The following is a 15,597-nucleotide window of genomic DNA, read 5'->3' on the forward strand; positions in this document are numbered from 1 at the left end:
ATGTGATTGAAGTTTTATTTTTTGTTCCGTTTTTGCAACTGTTCCAAAGCCTCTCTGGTCTCGCGTATGCCGGCCTTCTCGGCTTCCTGTAGATAGCCGGCGGCCGTTTCGTACTCCTCCGTAAGCATGGCGTATGCGCCCCGCGCATAGAGGGCTTCGGGCGACTCCCCGGCTTTTCGCAGATAGTGTTCCGCGTTTTTCAGATCGCCTTTCTGCATGGCCGTGTTCGCCGCGTTGAGGTTCGCCGCCGTATCTTCGGGATACATGCGTACGGCCGTTTCGAATATTTCGTTGAATTCGTCCGAACCGGGGCTGCAGGCTTGTGCGGGCAAGTAGAATTCGTTGAGACTCAGTTTTTGCGGCTGCGTGAGCATGATGTGCCGGATCTCCTGCGCGTCGCTGAACGTGCGGATGGTGTACGTGATCCGGTAGTCCGTATGGCACAGCGCGGGATAGCGGTTTTTCAGCAGGAAATCGTACTCTTCGGAATAGGAGCGTTTGATTTTCGCCTCCTTGGCGTCGGGTTCGAGCGAACTGTCGATCAGGGCGAGTATCTCCGCGCGGTGCGTCAGGTTCGAGCATTCGACATAGCTGCGCAGTCCGGCCCAGTCCTCCGGTTCGTAATCGGTTTCGATGACCCCCTCATCGAAGCGGTAGAGTTGTCTGATATGTTTTTTCAGCGCTTCGGTACGGCCTATGGCCAGCATGCGGTTGTGCGTCCACGGACTTTCGGGCGATGCGTAGCCTTTGAGCCATACCGATGTGATCGTCACGTCCCGGTCGTTCCGCACCGAATCGATGGTGGCCTCTATCTTGCCCAGTTCGGCCGTGTTGCGGCGGTAGTCGGGATAGATGACGGTCTTGTTCACCGGGAAGTCTATGAACGCGGACCCGCTCAGCGAGCGGCTTTTGACGGCCTCGGCCGTCGGCCGGACGTAGACAGGCCGGGGAGTGTAGGGGACGGGTTCCTCGAAGTGTCCCAGCAGGCCCTGCCGGGCGGCGAGCACCGTGTTGCAGCAGCCGTAATCGCAGCGGGAGAGCCGGAGTGCGGCGCCGTTCATCCATCCGTCGTATGGCACGATGACGTGATAGGCTACCCGTTCGGGTTTTTCGGCGGCCTTGAAACTTGTCTCGCCGTCGCCCGACAGCATGCTTGCGCCGTTTCTTACATAATAATAGTAGCGGCGCCGGCCGTAGATGCCGACGGCGGGCAGGTCGGCCGAATCGGCTCCGTTCACGAGCCGGGGAGTCAGAAGTACGGCGCGGTTCGCCTCTACCTCCAGCCGGGAGAGTTCGACATCCATCTCCACGACCAGATATTCGCCGTTCCGATCCATCTTCAGGTTTCCGACCGTGACCCCGTCTATCTCTTGGGCGTGCGGCAGCGGACTCGTTCCCAGCAGCAGCGACAGGAAAAAAATCGTTCGTTTCATTGCAGCGAGCATTTAGAATACGTAAACCAGATTGACGGCCGCTTTGGTCGGCCCCACGTAATGATGCGGTTTGTCCTTCTCGACTCTCTTTCCGCAGCCTACGCATCGGAAGCTGTCATATTGCGTGTAGACGTATCCCACGCCTATTTCGGCTTCGAGGTTCCAGTGCCTGCCGAGTATCCAAGCGTATCCGTAGGCGACGCCGGCGCCTATGAACCAGCCCTGATAGCGGTAGTCCGAAAGTTTCGAGAGATCGGAACCCAAGAACGAGATTCCGTTTTTCACGCCTCCGATGTTGTACTGCCCTCCGTGCGCGTGGAAACCTATAAAATGTCCTGCAAAACGGTCGCAGAACCATAACCGCGCTTCGGGGCGCACGAGCCAGTGTTTCCAGCGGCGGCCGTGCGACAGCGTCCATGCGTTGAAATCGCCCGTGATGTCCAATGTCCATTTCGGGGCCAGACCGGTTTCTACTCCGAGGTTTATATTCATAAAAGCATCGGACAGTACGTTTGTTTTCAAAGCTACGCTCTGCCCCCGGACGTTCCATCCCCAGAGCGATGCGCATAACAAAAGAAAGATTCTGAATTTCATGGCCGTATCTTCGATCAGGTTCGTCTGCATGCATGTATACGGATCATCCTCAAACGGACGCTCCCGGACCGTATTCTTTCGGATACGTGCCGGGTTTCGGAACTCGGACAACTGCGTATACAAGGTTGTTCCATCGGGCAATTCTTCGATATGCCGTTTCATTCGAGATGAGTATCCGGCTGATATTCGGCAAATTCCCCCCCCCTCGTAGCTCCACAAGGCGGGTGTTACATGTAGTGGGTTGTACAAAAAGAAAGTGTGGAGCTGTTTTCGTTCATCTACAAAGAGGTTCTGACAAAACCCAGAATCGAATAAACGAATGCTTTACCCCACACTTGAATAGATACGAAAATTGCGGCGCAAAATTGTTTTGGCCGAATCTATCTAAACAAGAAAATGAGTGCTGTTCATTGCCCCGATTCACGTTGAAACTGTCAGATTTCTTTGTAAGGACAGAGTGAAAAACACTTTCCGTATGTCTGTCGGTTTGCGACAGGACAAAATTAGAAAATAATTTTCGGATTGAACAACACTCATTATGGAAATTTCATGCAAATTTCATAAAAAAGTATTTTTTCTGCAAGAATAAAAGATATTGATTCACAATTTTGTTTATATCATTTTGGGCGGAAAATACGCTGTTCGGTCCGATTGTCAGGGGCTTTGTCCGGCTTCCGGGACGTTTTTATCTTGCCTTGCCGAAAGAAACGGCATTATGCGGGGTTTCCGGCTAAAATTTGTATCTTTGTCGGGCGCAAAGCCCGGCGTGCAATATCTTTGTCGACTGCAAATCGTCTGCCATGCTCGAAAAATTGGCCAAACAAACCGCCGTCTACGGCATCAGCACCATTGTGGTGAGGTTTCTGAGCTATCTGCTCACGCCTTACTATACCCGTATTTTCGGGCAGGAGACCTATGGTATCGTCACGGACATCTATGCCCTCATTCCGCTGGCGCTTACGCTGCTGACGATGGGCATGGAGTCGAGCTACTTCCGTTTTTCGGCCAAGGCCGAGGAGGCCGGGGGCGACGTTCGGGCCGCCAAACGCAGGCTTTTCGCCACGACGTGGGGCGTTACATCGCTCGCCGCCGTGGTGTTCTTCGTGCTTGTCGCTTCGTTCCGCAACGGCGTCGCAGGACTGATGGGCGAGGCTTATGCCGCACATCCCGAATATGTGGTCTGGGTGGGGCTTATCATCCTCTTCGACGTCTGGGCCTGCATCCCCTTCTCGCGGCTGCGCGAGCAGGGACGGGCGCTGCTGTTCGTCGGCATCAAGGCGCTGAACGTGGTGATGAACGTAGCGCTGGTCGTCGCTTTCGGCGTCGCCGGGCTTTTCGCTACGGAATTCGGCGTCGGTTGGGTCTTCGTCGCCAACCTGATCGCCAGCGTCGTGACGTGGCTGGTCATCCTCGCCACCGTGGACCGCACCGTGCCCAAGATCAACTGGGCGCTGCTGGCCGCGGTCTTCGCCTATTCGCTGCCGCTGCTGGTCGGCGGACTGGCGGGCACGGCCAACGAATTCATCGACCGGCAGCTGATCAAATACCTCGTGCCCGAAGGAGCCATGGCGCAGGTAGGTATCTACGGCGCCATTACGAAGATCGCCGTGGTGATGATGCTCTTTTACCAGATGTACCGGCTTGCCGCCGAGCCGTTCTTCCTGTCGAATTTCAAGAAGTCGGATTTCGTGCAGATGAACGCCGCGGCGCTGAAATACTACGTCATGGCTTCGATGCTGATTTTTCTCGGCATCGCCTTGTTTCGCGACGTTTTCGCGCTGATCGTGGGCCGCGACTTCCGCGAGGGGATTTTCATTCTCCCGGTGGTCCTCGGTGCCAATGTGCTGACGGGCGTCTGGCTGAACCTGTCGTTCTGGTACAAACGCGAGGAGAAGACCTCGCTGGCTATTGTGGTTACGGGCGCGGGTCTGGTTTCGATGCTGGTTTTCGGCTTCTGGTGCATCCCCGTCTGGGGTTACTACGGAGCCGCATGGGCGCGGCTGGCGAGCGAATCGACGATGGTCGCCGTGAGCTGGTGGCTCAACCGCCGTTTCTATCCGACGCCCTATGACTGGCGGCGTATCGGCGAGTATGTTGCCGCGGCGCTCGCGGTTTTCGCCGTGTGCGAAGCCGTGACGGCCTGCGGCGGCAATAAATTGATCGCCTATGCGTTTAATATAGTGTTGTTTGCGGCCTATGCCCTCTACCTCGTCCGCCGGGAGCGGATCGACGTTGCGGCATTGGTGAAGGCGGCCTTGAAAAGAAAATAGAAGGGCTGGCAATGCGATGAGACAAAGTGCAAAAGAGAAGATCGTAGTGCTGGCGGTGAGTTTCGCGCTCTTCGTCGGCGGGGTGCTGGCCCTCTCGATGGACCGGGGCGCGGGGCGTACGGTCGTCCTTGCGTGCGTCGTGCTGGCTTTGCTGGCCGTCGCCGTGCGGCAGACGGTTTTGAAAAACGGAAAAAAGAAGTAACGAGACATGCGGTTTGCGGATATAACGGGACAGGAGGATTTGAAACGGCATCTGGTGCAGAGCGTGGACGCCGGACGCATCAGCCACGCCCAGCTCTTCACGGGGCAGGCCGGGGCGGGTGCTCTTGCGCTGGCGGTCGCCTATGTGCAGTACCTCTGCTGCCGCCACCGCCGCGGCGGGGATTCGTGCGGCGAGTGTCCCGACTGCAAGCAGATCGCTGCGCTGGCCCATCCCGACCTGCATCTGGTCTTCCCGGTCAACAAACAGGGTAAGAAGTCGGGCGAGGTGATGCGCAGCGACGAGTTCCTGCCGCTGTTCCGCGGGCTTTTCGCCGAGCGCGGCGGCTATTTCTCGGCGCAGGACTGGTACGACCGCCTCGATCTGGGCAAGACCCTCAAGGGCATGATCGCCGCGCGCGAAGCCGACGACATCATTCGCAAACTTTCGTTCAAGAGCTTCGAAGCCGACTATAAGACCATGCTGATCTGGCTGCCCGAAGCGATGAACGAGGAGGCGGCCAACAAGATTCTCAAGATTTTGGAAGAGCCGTGGGAAAAGACGCTTTTCCTGCTGATCTCCGAACAGCCCGAACGGCTGCTGCCGACCATCATTTCCCGCACGCAGGAGGTCGCCGTGCCGCGTATCGCGCCCGACGTGCTGGAGCGCGCGGCGCAGGAGCGGGGCGTTACGGACCCGGTCAAGGCCCGGAACATCGCCCGTCTGGCCGGCGGCGATCTGGTGGAGCTGCAGCACCTCGTGGCCGGTGAAAGCGACGCCCTGCGCAAAGAGAACTTCGAACTCTTCTGCGGGCTGATGCGTTTGAGCTACAATGACAGGCATCTGGAGCTGGTGACGTGGGCCGAGGAGGCCGCGCAGCTTTCGCGCGAGCAGCAGCGGGCCTTCCTGCGCGACGCTTCGCGCCTGCTGCGCGAGAGTTACATGCTCCATGCGGGCATAAACGAAATCAGCTACCTCTGGGGCGAGGAGCTGGCTTTCTGTTCCAAATTCGCCCCATTCGTCGGATCGCAGAACATCGAACCGCTCATTGCCGAGATCGAATGCGCTTTGGCGCAGATTTCGCAGAACGGAAATCCGACGATCGTATTCACCCATTTTGCGCTTTCGGTGAGCAAAATGATAAAACGACTTTGAGTTATGGCACGTGTAGTACTTTTGACCGGCGGCAATTCCGGTGATGTGAAACGGACGCTTCAGGCGGCCCAGCAGCTCGTCAACGCGAAGGTCGGCGCCGTGCTGCGCTGTTCGCACCGCTACGAAACCAAGCCTTGGGGCTTCGACGCCGACGGGGTTTTCTCCAATCAGGCGCTGGAGGTCTCGACCGACCTGCTGCCTTTGGAAGTGCTCGACGCCGTGCAGGCCATCGAACGGGAGCTGGGCCGCAACCGCGCCGCCGAAGCTGTCGAGAAAGCCCGCACGGGCGTGAACTATACCTCGCGGCCGATCGATATCGACATCCTTTTCTACGACGACGAGGTGATCGACAGCGAACGCCTTACCGTGCCGCATCCGCTCATGGGCGAGCGGGAATTCGCACTCGTGCCGCTCTGCGAGATCATGCGCCAGCGCCGCCATCCGGTTACGGGGCGGACCGTGGGGGAGATGCTCGAAGAGCTTCGTAACAAGTAAATTCCGGAGATGAAGACAATACGAATCATACTGTTTCTTGCCGCGGCCGCGCTGTTTACGGGGTGTTTCAAAGACGTCTCGTACAAGACGACCTATGTGTTCAAGCCGCTGGAGCAGGAGAAATCGGGCGATCCGACGCAGATTCTTGCCGACGCGAAGCTCTATGCCTTTGCGGCCGACACCTCTTCGTGGGAGGTCGCTTCCTACAAGGATGCGCTCGCGGGCGTAATTTCGCAGCGGGGCAACCGCAACGAAAAGATCTCCACGCCGCTCGCCGCGGGCGAACCCTATGAGCAGGAGGGCGTCGAGGGGCTGCTCCAGATGTCGTTCGACAGGTCCTCGGTGATGGTGGTCGCCGTGGACACGAAGAATGAACTTTACGGCTATACGCAGCAGGAAGTGCCGGAAAACACCCCTAAAATCTATGTCACGCTGATTTTCAAGCGGTGGAAACAGGGTTACTCCTACAAAGACGGCAAGTGGCTCATGTTCAACGATTCCTATACACCCCCGATCTATATCGACAGCCATGTCACCGCGCAGCTTCAGGCCGAGGAGGGCGCTGAACCCACCGTGCCGTCCAACCTCAGGGTTTACGCCTATGCCGTCGATACGACCGCATGGAAGATCAACTCCTACAACGATGCGGCGCAGCGGATCATTACCTCGAAGAGCGATCCCAAGCAGACGCGGACCAGCCCCGACTTCGAAGCCTATTACTCCAAGGAGTCGGGCACTTACGGCATGAAGGTCAGCAGTCCGACGCTGATGGTGGTCGTGACCGATCCCGTCAACCAGCTCTACGCCTACTCGCAGCAGGAGGTCGAGATCGTCGAGGGCGGCCAGCCCGTAAACTTCCTTCCGGTCGTTTTCCGCCCGTGGAAGCAGGAATACCTCTATGTCGAGGAGGGCGGCTGGCGCGTGGTCAATGACAAACTGGCCCCCAAGGAGCCTGAAAAAGCAAGCAAGAGATAACGATGCAGACCCGTAAACGAAATATCCTGCGCCTGCTGCGCGCCGCAGTCCTGCTGCTCTTCGCCACGGCGTTCCTGAGCCGTTGCGCGAGCATGATGACCCCCACGGGCGGTCCCCGCGACACCCTGCCGCCGGTCATTCTGAACATGACGCCCGACAACTTCTCGGTCAACCGGCCTATCGTGCACCACGAGAAGATCTACATCGAATTCGACGAGTTCGTGCAGCTCAAGGACCAGCAGAAGGAGTTCTTCACCTCGCCCCAGATGAAGAAGAAGCCGCTGGTTTCGATGCGCGGCAAAGGCATCGTCGTCCAGCTGCGCGATACGCTCGAAGCCAATACGACCTATGCGCTCAACTTCGGCAGCGCCGTGCGCGACAACAACGAGGGCAACCCCCTCTATTCGATGCGCTATGTCTTTTCGACCGGTCCCACGATCGACTCGATGATCTTTTCGGGCTATACGGCCGACAGCTACAAGGCCGACTCGGTGTCGAAGTCGTTCATCTGGTTCTTCCCGGCGGATTCGGTCGAGAACGTGGCCGAATACGACTCGACGATCTTCAAGTACAAGCCCGCCGTAATCGCCCGTGCCGAAAACAACGGCATCTTCATCGCCCAAAACCTCAAGCCGATCCCCTACCGGGTTTACGCCGTTCAGGACAAGAACGACAACCAGATGTACGAACCCGGTTCCGATCAGGTCGGCTTCCTCGAAAAGAGCTACAATCCGGCCGAGATGCCCGACTTCGCCATGTGGTACGACTCGATCCGCCAATATGTCACGGCCGAGCCGCAGCTCTATCTGCGCATGTTCACCGACAAGGCGTTCCGCCGCCAGCTGCTTTCGCAGACCGAACGGCCTCTGCAGCACAAGGCGATGCTCTACTTCGGAGCTGCGCATCCGCGCATCGAACGCATCCGCTTCGACAGCATTCCCGAAGACCGCGTCATCGTCGATCCGCAGACCGTCGGGCGCGACACCATCGCCTTGTGGTTCAACATGCCCTCTTCGGCGTTGCCCGATACGATCAAGGGTGAAATCACCTACTTCAAGCACGATACGGTCAATGTCCTGCAGGAGGTTACCGAACCGCTGAAACTCTCTTGGCGGCTGATCGAGACCAAAGAGCAGGAGAAGGAGCGCGAGAAACTCGAACGCGACCGCCGCAAGGCCGAGGCGGCCGGCGAGAAGTGGGTCGAACCCAAGAAGGAGAATCCCTTCGCCTATAAGCTTCCGCTCACGGGCGAAATCAATCCTGAGAACAACCTGACCGTCGATTTCGACTATCCGCTTACCCGGCTCGATTCGGCGGCCATGCTTCTGACGCTCACCCGGTCCGACAACAGCATCGAGGACGTTCCGGTGCGCTTCGTGCGCGACACGGGCCTGCTGCGCCGCTGGCATATCGAGGCGCCGTGGACGAGCGGCGGACAATATACGCTGACCATTCCCAAGGGCGCCATTACCGACGTCGCGGGCTTCTCCAACGACTCGATCGTCAGGAAATACACGGTGCTCGATCCCGAAAAGTTCGCCACCGTGAAAATCCATGTCAAGGGCAAGGACGACAAGGCCAAATACATCCTCCAGCTGCTCGACGGCAGCAATGCGCTCAAGCAGGAGAAACGTGACGTCACCACCGGCGACTGGCAGTTCAATTACGTTCCTGCGGGGGAGATCAAATTCCGCATCATCGAGGACATGAACGGCAACGGCAAGTGGGATACGGGCAACGTGGTCGAGCGGCTCCAGCCCGAACGGGCCGAAATCTATGCCAACGACGAAGGCGAAGACACCTTTGCGACCAAGACCAACTGGGAGGTCGAATTTTCGATCGACATGAACCGGGTCTTCGCTCCGGTGACGATGGAATCGCTTTCGCGCCTGCTCGACGAGCGTGAGGCGCAGCGTTTGCGCCGCGAGGCGGAGAAACGCGCCAAGGAACCGAAAACCAACCGCAACAGCCACGACCAGAACAACCAGAACAACGCCAACGGTTTCGGAAGCTTCGGCGGTTTCGGCGGCGGCATGAACAACAGCATGAACTCTACCGGAGGCATGTTTAACCGATAGCGTTATGATAAAGAGACAACTTAAAACCCTGCTGTTTCTCGCCTTTGCCGCCGTTGCGTGGCAGGGCGCGTCGGCGCAGCATACGCTCGGCTTCACGGCGGGTTACGGCATGGCCAGCTCGCGGCTCGACCCCAAGCAGGAGATGAAGGCTATATGGGGTTCCTATACCGCCGGGCTTACGTGGCGTTATTACGGCCAGCAGCGTTTCGTGGGCGGCTTCGGCATCGACCTCGAATTCCTGCAGCAGGGATTCTCGCTGGCCACCAACGCCTCGATGGTCGAGGAGAAGAAGGATTACCGCTACTACACGCGCAACGTCAATTCGATCGTGCTGCCGATCGTGTGGCAGCCCCACTTCTACCTCTTCCGCAACCATGTCCGCGTCTACCTCGAAGCGGCGGCGACTTTCTCCTACCACCTCTCTTCGACCTATGAGAACGAGGAGGCGAAAGCTTCGGGAGCGGCCGACTGGAAGGGCGACTACTCCTTCAAACTGCCGCGCGACAACCGCTGGGGCTACGGACTTGCGGGCGGCGGCGGTATCGCGCTGCTGATCCGGCGTTTCGAGATCAATGTCCGCGCCCGCTACTACTTCGGACTTTCGGACATCGTGCGCAACCGCAACAAATACGCCGACAACGGTATCGACGGTTCCGAAAACCCGTTTTGGGCGACGCCGATGCGTTCGCCGCTCGACAACCTCACCGTTTCGGTCGGGTTGAGCTACCGATTCAACAAGGAGGGCTTCTCGACGTGGAAACCGCGTCCCAAGCGCGAAAAGAACCGCGAAGTCTTCAAATACGGATTATAAAATTTCACCATCATGGAAACGACAAGACAGCAGAAAATCGCTAAACAGATACAGAAGGACGTCGCCGAAATCTTCCAGAAGGAGGGCGAGGGCATCGTCCGGGGTTCGCTCGTCACGGTCACGGCCGTGCGCGTGTCGCCCGATTTCGGTTACGCCAAGATTTACGTCAGCGTCTTCCCCTTCGGGCGCAGCGCCGCATTGATGCAGGAGCTCGACCGCAACAACAAGTTCATCCGCCACGCTTTGGGCCAGCGCATCCGCAATCAGGTCAAGAACGTGCCCGAAATCCAGTTCTTCCTCGACGATTCGCTGGAGTATATCGACCATATCGAGCAGGCGCTCAAAAACGACTAACCCTTCCGGCCTCACGCCATGCTGCCGCAATTCTTCGCCCGCCGCTACCTCTTCTCGCCCAAATCCCGATCGGTCGTCAATCTGATTTCGGGGCTGAGTGTTGCGGCCGTAGCGATGCCCGTTGCGGCGATGATCGTCCTGCTCTCGGTCTTCAACGGCTTCGAGAGCCTTGTCAAGTCCATGTGTTCGGCCTTCGACGCCGATCTGACCGTCTCGGCCCGGCAGGGGCAGACCTTTGCGGCAGACGCGGTCGATACCGCGGCGCTGAGACGCATTCCGGGGGTGGAGGCCATGTCGTTCGTGCTGGAGGAGAGCGCCCTGCTGGAACACGGTGACCGTCAGGCCACCGCGACGGTCCGCGGCGTCGATGACGCCTACGAAGCGGTTTTCCCGTTGTCCGACGCCGTCGCTGCCGGAGAGTACCGGGTGCGGGTGGGCGACCTCGAACGGCTCGTCATCGGTCAGTCGATGGCCTACATGCTCGGCGTGCGGACGCTGGCCGACGCCGACGTCGGCGTTTACGCCGTGCGGCGGGGAAGCTTTTCGTCGCTGCTGCCGTTCGACAACTATACGCGGCGAACGATCCCCCTCGGCGGGGTCTATACGCTCGACCTCGAAACCGAACGGACCTATGTCCTCGCTTCGCTGCGCATGGCGCAGGAGCTTTTCAGCCGTCCCGGCCGGGTTTCGGGGCTGGTGCTGCGCCTGCGCGAGGGAGCCGATGCCGTGCAGGTCCGCGACGCCGTGGCGCAGCAGCTGGGCGGCGATTACCGGGTCCGCACCCGCTACGAATTGCGGGCTTCGTTCTACCGGATCATGACCTACGAGAAGTGGGGCATCTTCTTCATCTCGCTGCTGGTTCTGGTCGTCGCTTCGTTTTCGGTCGTCGGGTCGCTGGCAATGCTGATCGTCGAGAAGCGGCGTGACATCGGGACGCTGCGCGCGCTGGGCGCCGATACGACGCTCGTGCGGTCGATATTCCGCAGCGAAGGGTTGCTTATCTGCGCGCTCGGCGCGGCGCTGGGCGTGGTGCTGGGCGTCGGTGCGACGCTTCTGCAGCAGCGCTTCGGGCTGATCGAGATTCCGGCCGAAACGTTCCTCACGAAGAGTTATCCCGTCGAATTCCGTCCGGGCGACCTCGCGGCGGTGCTGGCCGCTTTCGGCGCAGTTGCCTGTGTTATTTCGAATATTACCGTGCGCAGCATGATAAAATCCAACGTTAAGCTATGAAACGTATTGTCCGCATATCCCTCTGCATGTTCCTGCTCGTTCTGGCCGGAGCCTGCGCCCGCCACAAGATCATTCCCGACAGGAAACTGGCGCAGATTTTTCACGACGCTTTCCTCGCCAACGCCTATATCGGCAGCGAACAGGTGGACATCGACTCGCTGAATATCTACGAACCGATCTTCGCCGGTTACGGCTATACCACCGAGGACGTCTACTACACCATCGGCAACTTCTCGAAACGCAAGAGCGCCCGTCTGGGCGACGTGGTCGAGCTGGCGATCGAAATGCTCGAAGCCGAGGGCAAATATTACAACCGCGAAGTCGCCGTCCTCGACACGATCGACAACGTCGCCCGCCGGAGTTTCACCCGCACGGTCTATGCCGACTCGCTGATCCGCGTCGGCTCGCTGCGCGATACGGCCCGCCTGCGGTTCTCCGTCGACGTGCGGCCCGGCGAGTACAACCTGAGTCTCAAATACCTCGTCGATTCGCTTGACCGCAACGAAAAGGGCCTGCGGGGCGTGGTGTGGCTCGAACGCCGCGACAGCACCCGCACCAACGTCTATACGACGACCCTGCGCCGCGACCGGCAGGAGAATTTCACCCGCCGCTTTACGGTCGATACCACCCACCGGCGGCTATGGGTCGATTTCATCGAGTTCCGCGGGAAGCCCCAGCGTCCTTCGCTGACGGTCAGCGACCTGAAGATCGACTATACGCCCGAAACCTCCGCTGCCGTGGACAGTCTCTACATGCAGCAGCTCGACATCCGTATTTTCGCCGATGAATTCTTCCGCGCAGCCATCCCGACGGATAGCCTCTAACCTGCTCTGGACGCCGCAGGGACTCGTCCGCAACCCGCTCGTCGAAGTTGCGGCGGACGGTCGTGTCCTCTCCGTGCGGACCTGCTCCGCACCCGACCGTATGCCGGGCACCGAGTTCTACTCCGGTGTTTTGGCGCCGGGACTGGTCAATGCCCACTGCCACCTCGAACTCTCCTACCTGCGCGGCGCGATTCCCGAAGGGTGCGGTTTTGCGGGTTTCGCCGGAGCCATGGGACAGGTCCGGGAGCGGTTCGGCCCCGAAGAACGGCTGCGGGCCGTAGCGGCGGCCGACGCCGCCATGTGGCAGGCCGGAGTGCAGGCCGTCGGCGACATCTCCAACGGCGATACGACCTTCTCCGTCAAAGAGCGCAGCCGCGTCGCCTATCATACATTCATCGAATTTTTCGGTTTGCGTCTGGCGTCGGCCGACTCCGTGCGGCCCCTGCTCCGCCATCCGCATACCTCGCTGACGCCCCATTCGCTCTATTCGGTACAGGATGCGCCCCTGCGGGCGATCGCGGCCGAGGGCGCCGCGCCGTTGTCGGTCCATTTCATGGAGTCGCCCGCCGAATCCGAGCTTTTCGTCCGCCGCGGCCCGCTTTGGGAGTGGTACCGGAAGGTCGGCTTCACCTGCGACTTCCTGCATTACGGCTCTCCGGCCGAACGGCTCGTCGCAAGCGTACCCCGCGACCGCCGCGTGATACTGGTGCATAACTGCTGCGTTACGCAGCGCGACATCGACCTCGTCATGAACCATTTCACGGCTCCCGTCCGGTGGTGTCTCTGCCCCCGCTCCAACCGCTATATTTCGCGTCTCGAACCGCCCGTCGAACTGCTGCGCCGCAACCGGCTCGACATCTGTCTGGGCACCGACTCGCTGGCCTCGAACGACCGGCTGTCGGTATTCGAAGAGATGCGCATGTTCCCGGAGGTGCCGCTGCCCGAACTGCTTTCGTGGGCTGCCGAAGGCGGTGCGCTGGCATTGGATATGGATGACGAGCTGGGCGAAGTAGCGCCCGGCCGCCGCTGCGGACTGACGGTCATTTCGGGACTCGACTACGATACGATGCGTCTGACCCCGGCGTCCCGGATACGGAGAATCCTGTAATATAAAATAAGGAGGAGGCCCGCAAAGACCTCCTCCTTTCGTTTCGGACGTTTCCCCTCCTATTTGTTCAACGCATTGCAGATGCGTTCGTTGATCCTGCGGATGCGCTCCGGCTCGACCTTCATCACCTTGCGGTCGTAGGTCATCAGGCCGTTCACCTCCACCTCGACGTCGGTCGTCTGCGTGTAGACCGCCGCTGCGAATCCGCGCCCGATCAGCTTGTAGAGCATGTCGGCGTATTTCTCGTATTCGTCCGTCACCTCCTTGGGCGAGTTCAGGCGGACATAGCCCCAGTTGCGGTCGGGTTCCCAAAGGTGCTCTTTCATCACCAGCCCGATGCCGCCGTATTCGCCCAGCACCGTCGCGCGGTTGGTGTCGAGCAGCGTCATGCGCGGGTGCGGATAGTGGTGCGTGTCGAGGATGTCGCCCGTCAGGTAGTGGTTGCCGCCGCTGGCGGGATTGACCAGACGCGAAGGGTCGTAAGCCTTGGTCCATTCGGCGATTTCGGGAGCCTTGAACTGTCCCCACGCCTCGTTGAAGGGCACCCATACGCCGATCGAGGGAACCGAGTAGAGGCAGTCGATGATCTCTTTCCACTCTTTGCGGAAGTTGGCTTCCGACTCTGCCGAGCGGTGTTTCTCCGCGCCGTTGAAGTAGTTGTGCATCTGCCACTGGGGACCTTGGTCGCCGTTGGGCATATCCTGCCATACGATCATGCCCAGCTTGTCGCAATGGTAGTACCAGCGCGCCGGTTCGACCTTCACGTGCTTGCGGATCATATTGTAACCCAGCTCCTTGGTCTTTACGACGTCGAACGCCAGCGCTTCGTCCGACGGGGCGGTATAGAGTCCGTCGGGCCACCAGCCCTGATCCAGCGGACCGAACTGGAACAGCGGTTCGTTGTTCAGCTCCAGACGTACGATGTCGTTTTCGTCGCGGCCGATCGAGAATTTGCGCATCGCCGTGTAGCTCTGCACCTCGTCCACCTTCCTGCCGTTGCGCACCAGCGCCACTTCCATATCGTAGAGGAACGGCGATGCGGGACTCCACAACTTAGGCTCCGCCACGTTCAGCTCCACGGGCGCACCGCTGAGCGCACGGCCCTCGGCTACCTTCGTGCCGTTGTCGTAAAGACGCACTTCGATCACGTCGCCCGGCTGCGCGCCGCAGGCGGCCGTCTCCACGCGAAACAGTTTGCGGTCGAGGTCGGGCGTGGTTCGGATGTTCCTGATGTACTGCTGCGGCACGGCTTCGAGCCATACCGTCTGCCAGATGCCGCTCACGGGGGTGTACCAGATGCCTTCGGGACGGTTTACCTGCTTGCCGCGGGGCTGGCAGCCCGCGTCGGTGGGGTCCCATACGCGTACCTTCAGCTCGTTGTCGCCCTTCTTGAGCGCCGCCGTGATGTCGAATTCGAACGGCGTGAAGCCGCCGGTGTGCGTTCCCACGCAGACGCCGTTCACCCAAACGTCGGCTTTCCAGTCCACTGCGCCGAAGTGCAGCAGCACGCGTTTGCCGTTCCATTTCGGGGAGATCGTGAAGGTGCGGTTGTACCAGAGTTCGTTCCGGTCGCCCAGACGCTTGCCGACCCCTGAGAGGCTCGACTCCACGGCGAACGGCACCAGAATCTGCCCGTCGTATTTTTCGGGCGTCTCTCCCATCGGGAGAATCGCGTAATTCCAGAGCCCGTTGAGGTTCTGCCAGCCGTCCTGCACCTGCGTGCGCGTCATCTGCGGACGCGGGTATTCGGGCAGTACGTTCTGCGGGTCGAGTTTTTCGCCCCACTCGGTGCCGATGCGGTCGCCTGCGGGCTGCCACTGGGCCGCGCCTGCCAGAGTTGTCAGCAGGGCCGCGGCGGTCAGGAGAATGTTTTTCTTCATGTTTCGGTTATTATCAGGTTAATATATCGTTTCAAACAGTACAAATTTAAGTCATCTTGCCGGGAAAACAGTCCGCATCCATGCACAAAAAGTATGTTTGACACGCCCTGACGCTTGCGAAAACGTATTTTTCCGTACTTTCAGCCCCTGCGGCCGGATGTGCCGGCCGGGGATGCGGCATTTTTGGACAA

Annotated in this window: 14 protein-coding genes; 11 read left to right on the forward strand and 3 right to left on the reverse strand. The window is 59.5% G+C overall.

Features of this window, described 5'->3' with window-relative positions; genetic code table 11:
• Positions 1-14 precede the first annotated feature (14 nt).
• Both ACESTR_RS02990 and ACESTR_RS02995 read right to left on the reverse strand, forming a co-directional pair.
• Entirely contained in the window at positions 15-1,433 is a 1,419-nt protein-coding gene (locus tag ACESTR_RS02990; protein ID WP_302575713.1) for a DUF3868 domain-containing protein, read from the reverse strand.
• Positions 1,434-1,445: 12 nt separating this feature from the next.
• Positions 1,446-2,027, reverse strand: coding sequence for a DUF3575 domain-containing protein (locus ACESTR_RS02995; RefSeq protein WP_279063740.1), 582 nt, complete (start codon positions 2,025-2,027; stop codon positions 1,446-1,448).
• Positions 2,028-2,827: 800 nt separating this feature from the next.
• On the opposite strand from ACESTR_RS02995, the gene ACESTR_RS03000 reads away from it, so the two are divergent.
• Genes ACESTR_RS03000 through ACESTR_RS03050 form a run of 11 tightly spaced genes read left to right on the forward strand, consistent with a single transcriptional unit; the run spans position 2,828 to position 13,526 of the window.
• Complete coding sequence (locus ACESTR_RS03000) at positions 2,828-4,297, forward strand: lipopolysaccharide biosynthesis protein (RefSeq protein WP_373178783.1); 1,470 nt, start codon at positions 2,828-2,830, stop codon at positions 4,295-4,297.
• Between the two features lie 16 nt (positions 4,298-4,313).
• Complete coding sequence (locus ACESTR_RS03005) at positions 4,314-4,499, forward strand: hypothetical protein (RefSeq protein ID WP_009599160.1); 186 nt, start codon at positions 4,314-4,316, stop codon at positions 4,497-4,499.
• A gap of 6 nt (positions 4,500-4,505) precedes the next feature.
• Positions 4,506-5,651, forward strand: coding sequence for an ATP-binding protein (locus ACESTR_RS03010; protein ID WP_237958572.1), 1,146 nt, complete (start codon positions 4,506-4,508; stop codon positions 5,649-5,651).
• Positions 5,652-5,654: 3 nt separating this feature from the next.
• On the forward strand, positions 5,655-6,146 hold the full coding sequence (gene folK / locus ACESTR_RS03015) for a 2-amino-4-hydroxy-6-hydroxymethyldihydropteridine diphosphokinase (RefSeq protein ID WP_009599135.1): 492 nt from the start codon (positions 5,655-5,657) through the stop codon (positions 6,144-6,146).
• A gap of 9 nt (positions 6,147-6,155) precedes the next feature.
• On the forward strand, positions 6,156-7,121 hold the full coding sequence (locus ACESTR_RS03020) for a hypothetical protein (protein ID WP_279063658.1): 966 nt from the start codon (positions 6,156-6,158) through the stop codon (positions 7,119-7,121).
• Between the two features lie 2 nt (positions 7,122-7,123).
• Positions 7,124-9,199: an Ig-like domain-containing protein gene (locus ACESTR_RS03025; RefSeq protein WP_278714373.1), complete on the forward strand. Its 2,076-nt coding sequence runs from the start codon at positions 7,124-7,126 to the stop codon at positions 9,197-9,199.
• Between the two features lie 4 nt (positions 9,200-9,203).
• Positions 9,204-10,010: an outer membrane beta-barrel protein gene (locus ACESTR_RS03030; protein ID WP_009599122.1), complete on the forward strand. Its 807-nt coding sequence runs from the start codon at positions 9,204-9,206 to the stop codon at positions 10,008-10,010.
• Between the two features lie 12 nt (positions 10,011-10,022).
• On the forward strand, positions 10,023-10,364 hold the full coding sequence (gene rbfA, locus ACESTR_RS03035) for a 30S ribosome-binding factor RbfA (RefSeq protein ID WP_009599109.1): 342 nt from the start codon (positions 10,023-10,025) through the stop codon (positions 10,362-10,364).
• Positions 10,365-10,382: 18 nt separating this feature from the next.
• Positions 10,383-11,594 (forward strand): ABC transporter permease, encoded by a 1,212-nt coding sequence (locus ACESTR_RS03040; RefSeq protein ID WP_009599125.1) that lies wholly within the window; start codon positions 10,383-10,385, stop codon positions 11,592-11,594.
• Positions 11,591-12,418, forward strand: coding sequence for a lipoprotein (locus ACESTR_RS03045; protein ID WP_022044075.1), 828 nt, complete (start codon positions 11,591-11,593; stop codon positions 12,416-12,418). Before ACESTR_RS03040 ends, ACESTR_RS03045 begins: the two co-directional genes overlap by 4 nt.
• A complete protein-coding gene (locus tag ACESTR_RS03050) occupies positions 12,378-13,526 on the forward strand; it encodes an amidohydrolase family protein (RefSeq protein ID WP_014775285.1) in 1,149 nt (382 codons plus the stop codon). The genes ACESTR_RS03045 and ACESTR_RS03050 overlap by 41 nt, the downstream gene beginning before the upstream one ends.
• 59 nt (positions 13,527-13,585) lie before the next feature.
• Here the strand turns inward: ACESTR_RS03050 and ACESTR_RS03055 are convergent, their stop codons facing one another.
• The gene (locus ACESTR_RS03055) at positions 13,586-15,406 is read right to left on the reverse strand and encodes a glycoside hydrolase family 2 protein (protein ID WP_014775284.1); all 1,821 of its coding nucleotides are present in this window, start codon (positions 15,404-15,406) and stop codon (positions 13,586-13,588) included.
• Positions 15,407-15,597: the final 191 nt, after the last annotated feature.

Origin of the sequence: Alistipes sp. DJF_B185 (assembly GCF_964250025.1) — a bacterium.
GTDB lineage: Bacteria > Bacteroidota > Bacteroidia > Bacteroidales > Rikenellaceae > Alistipes > Alistipes finegoldii.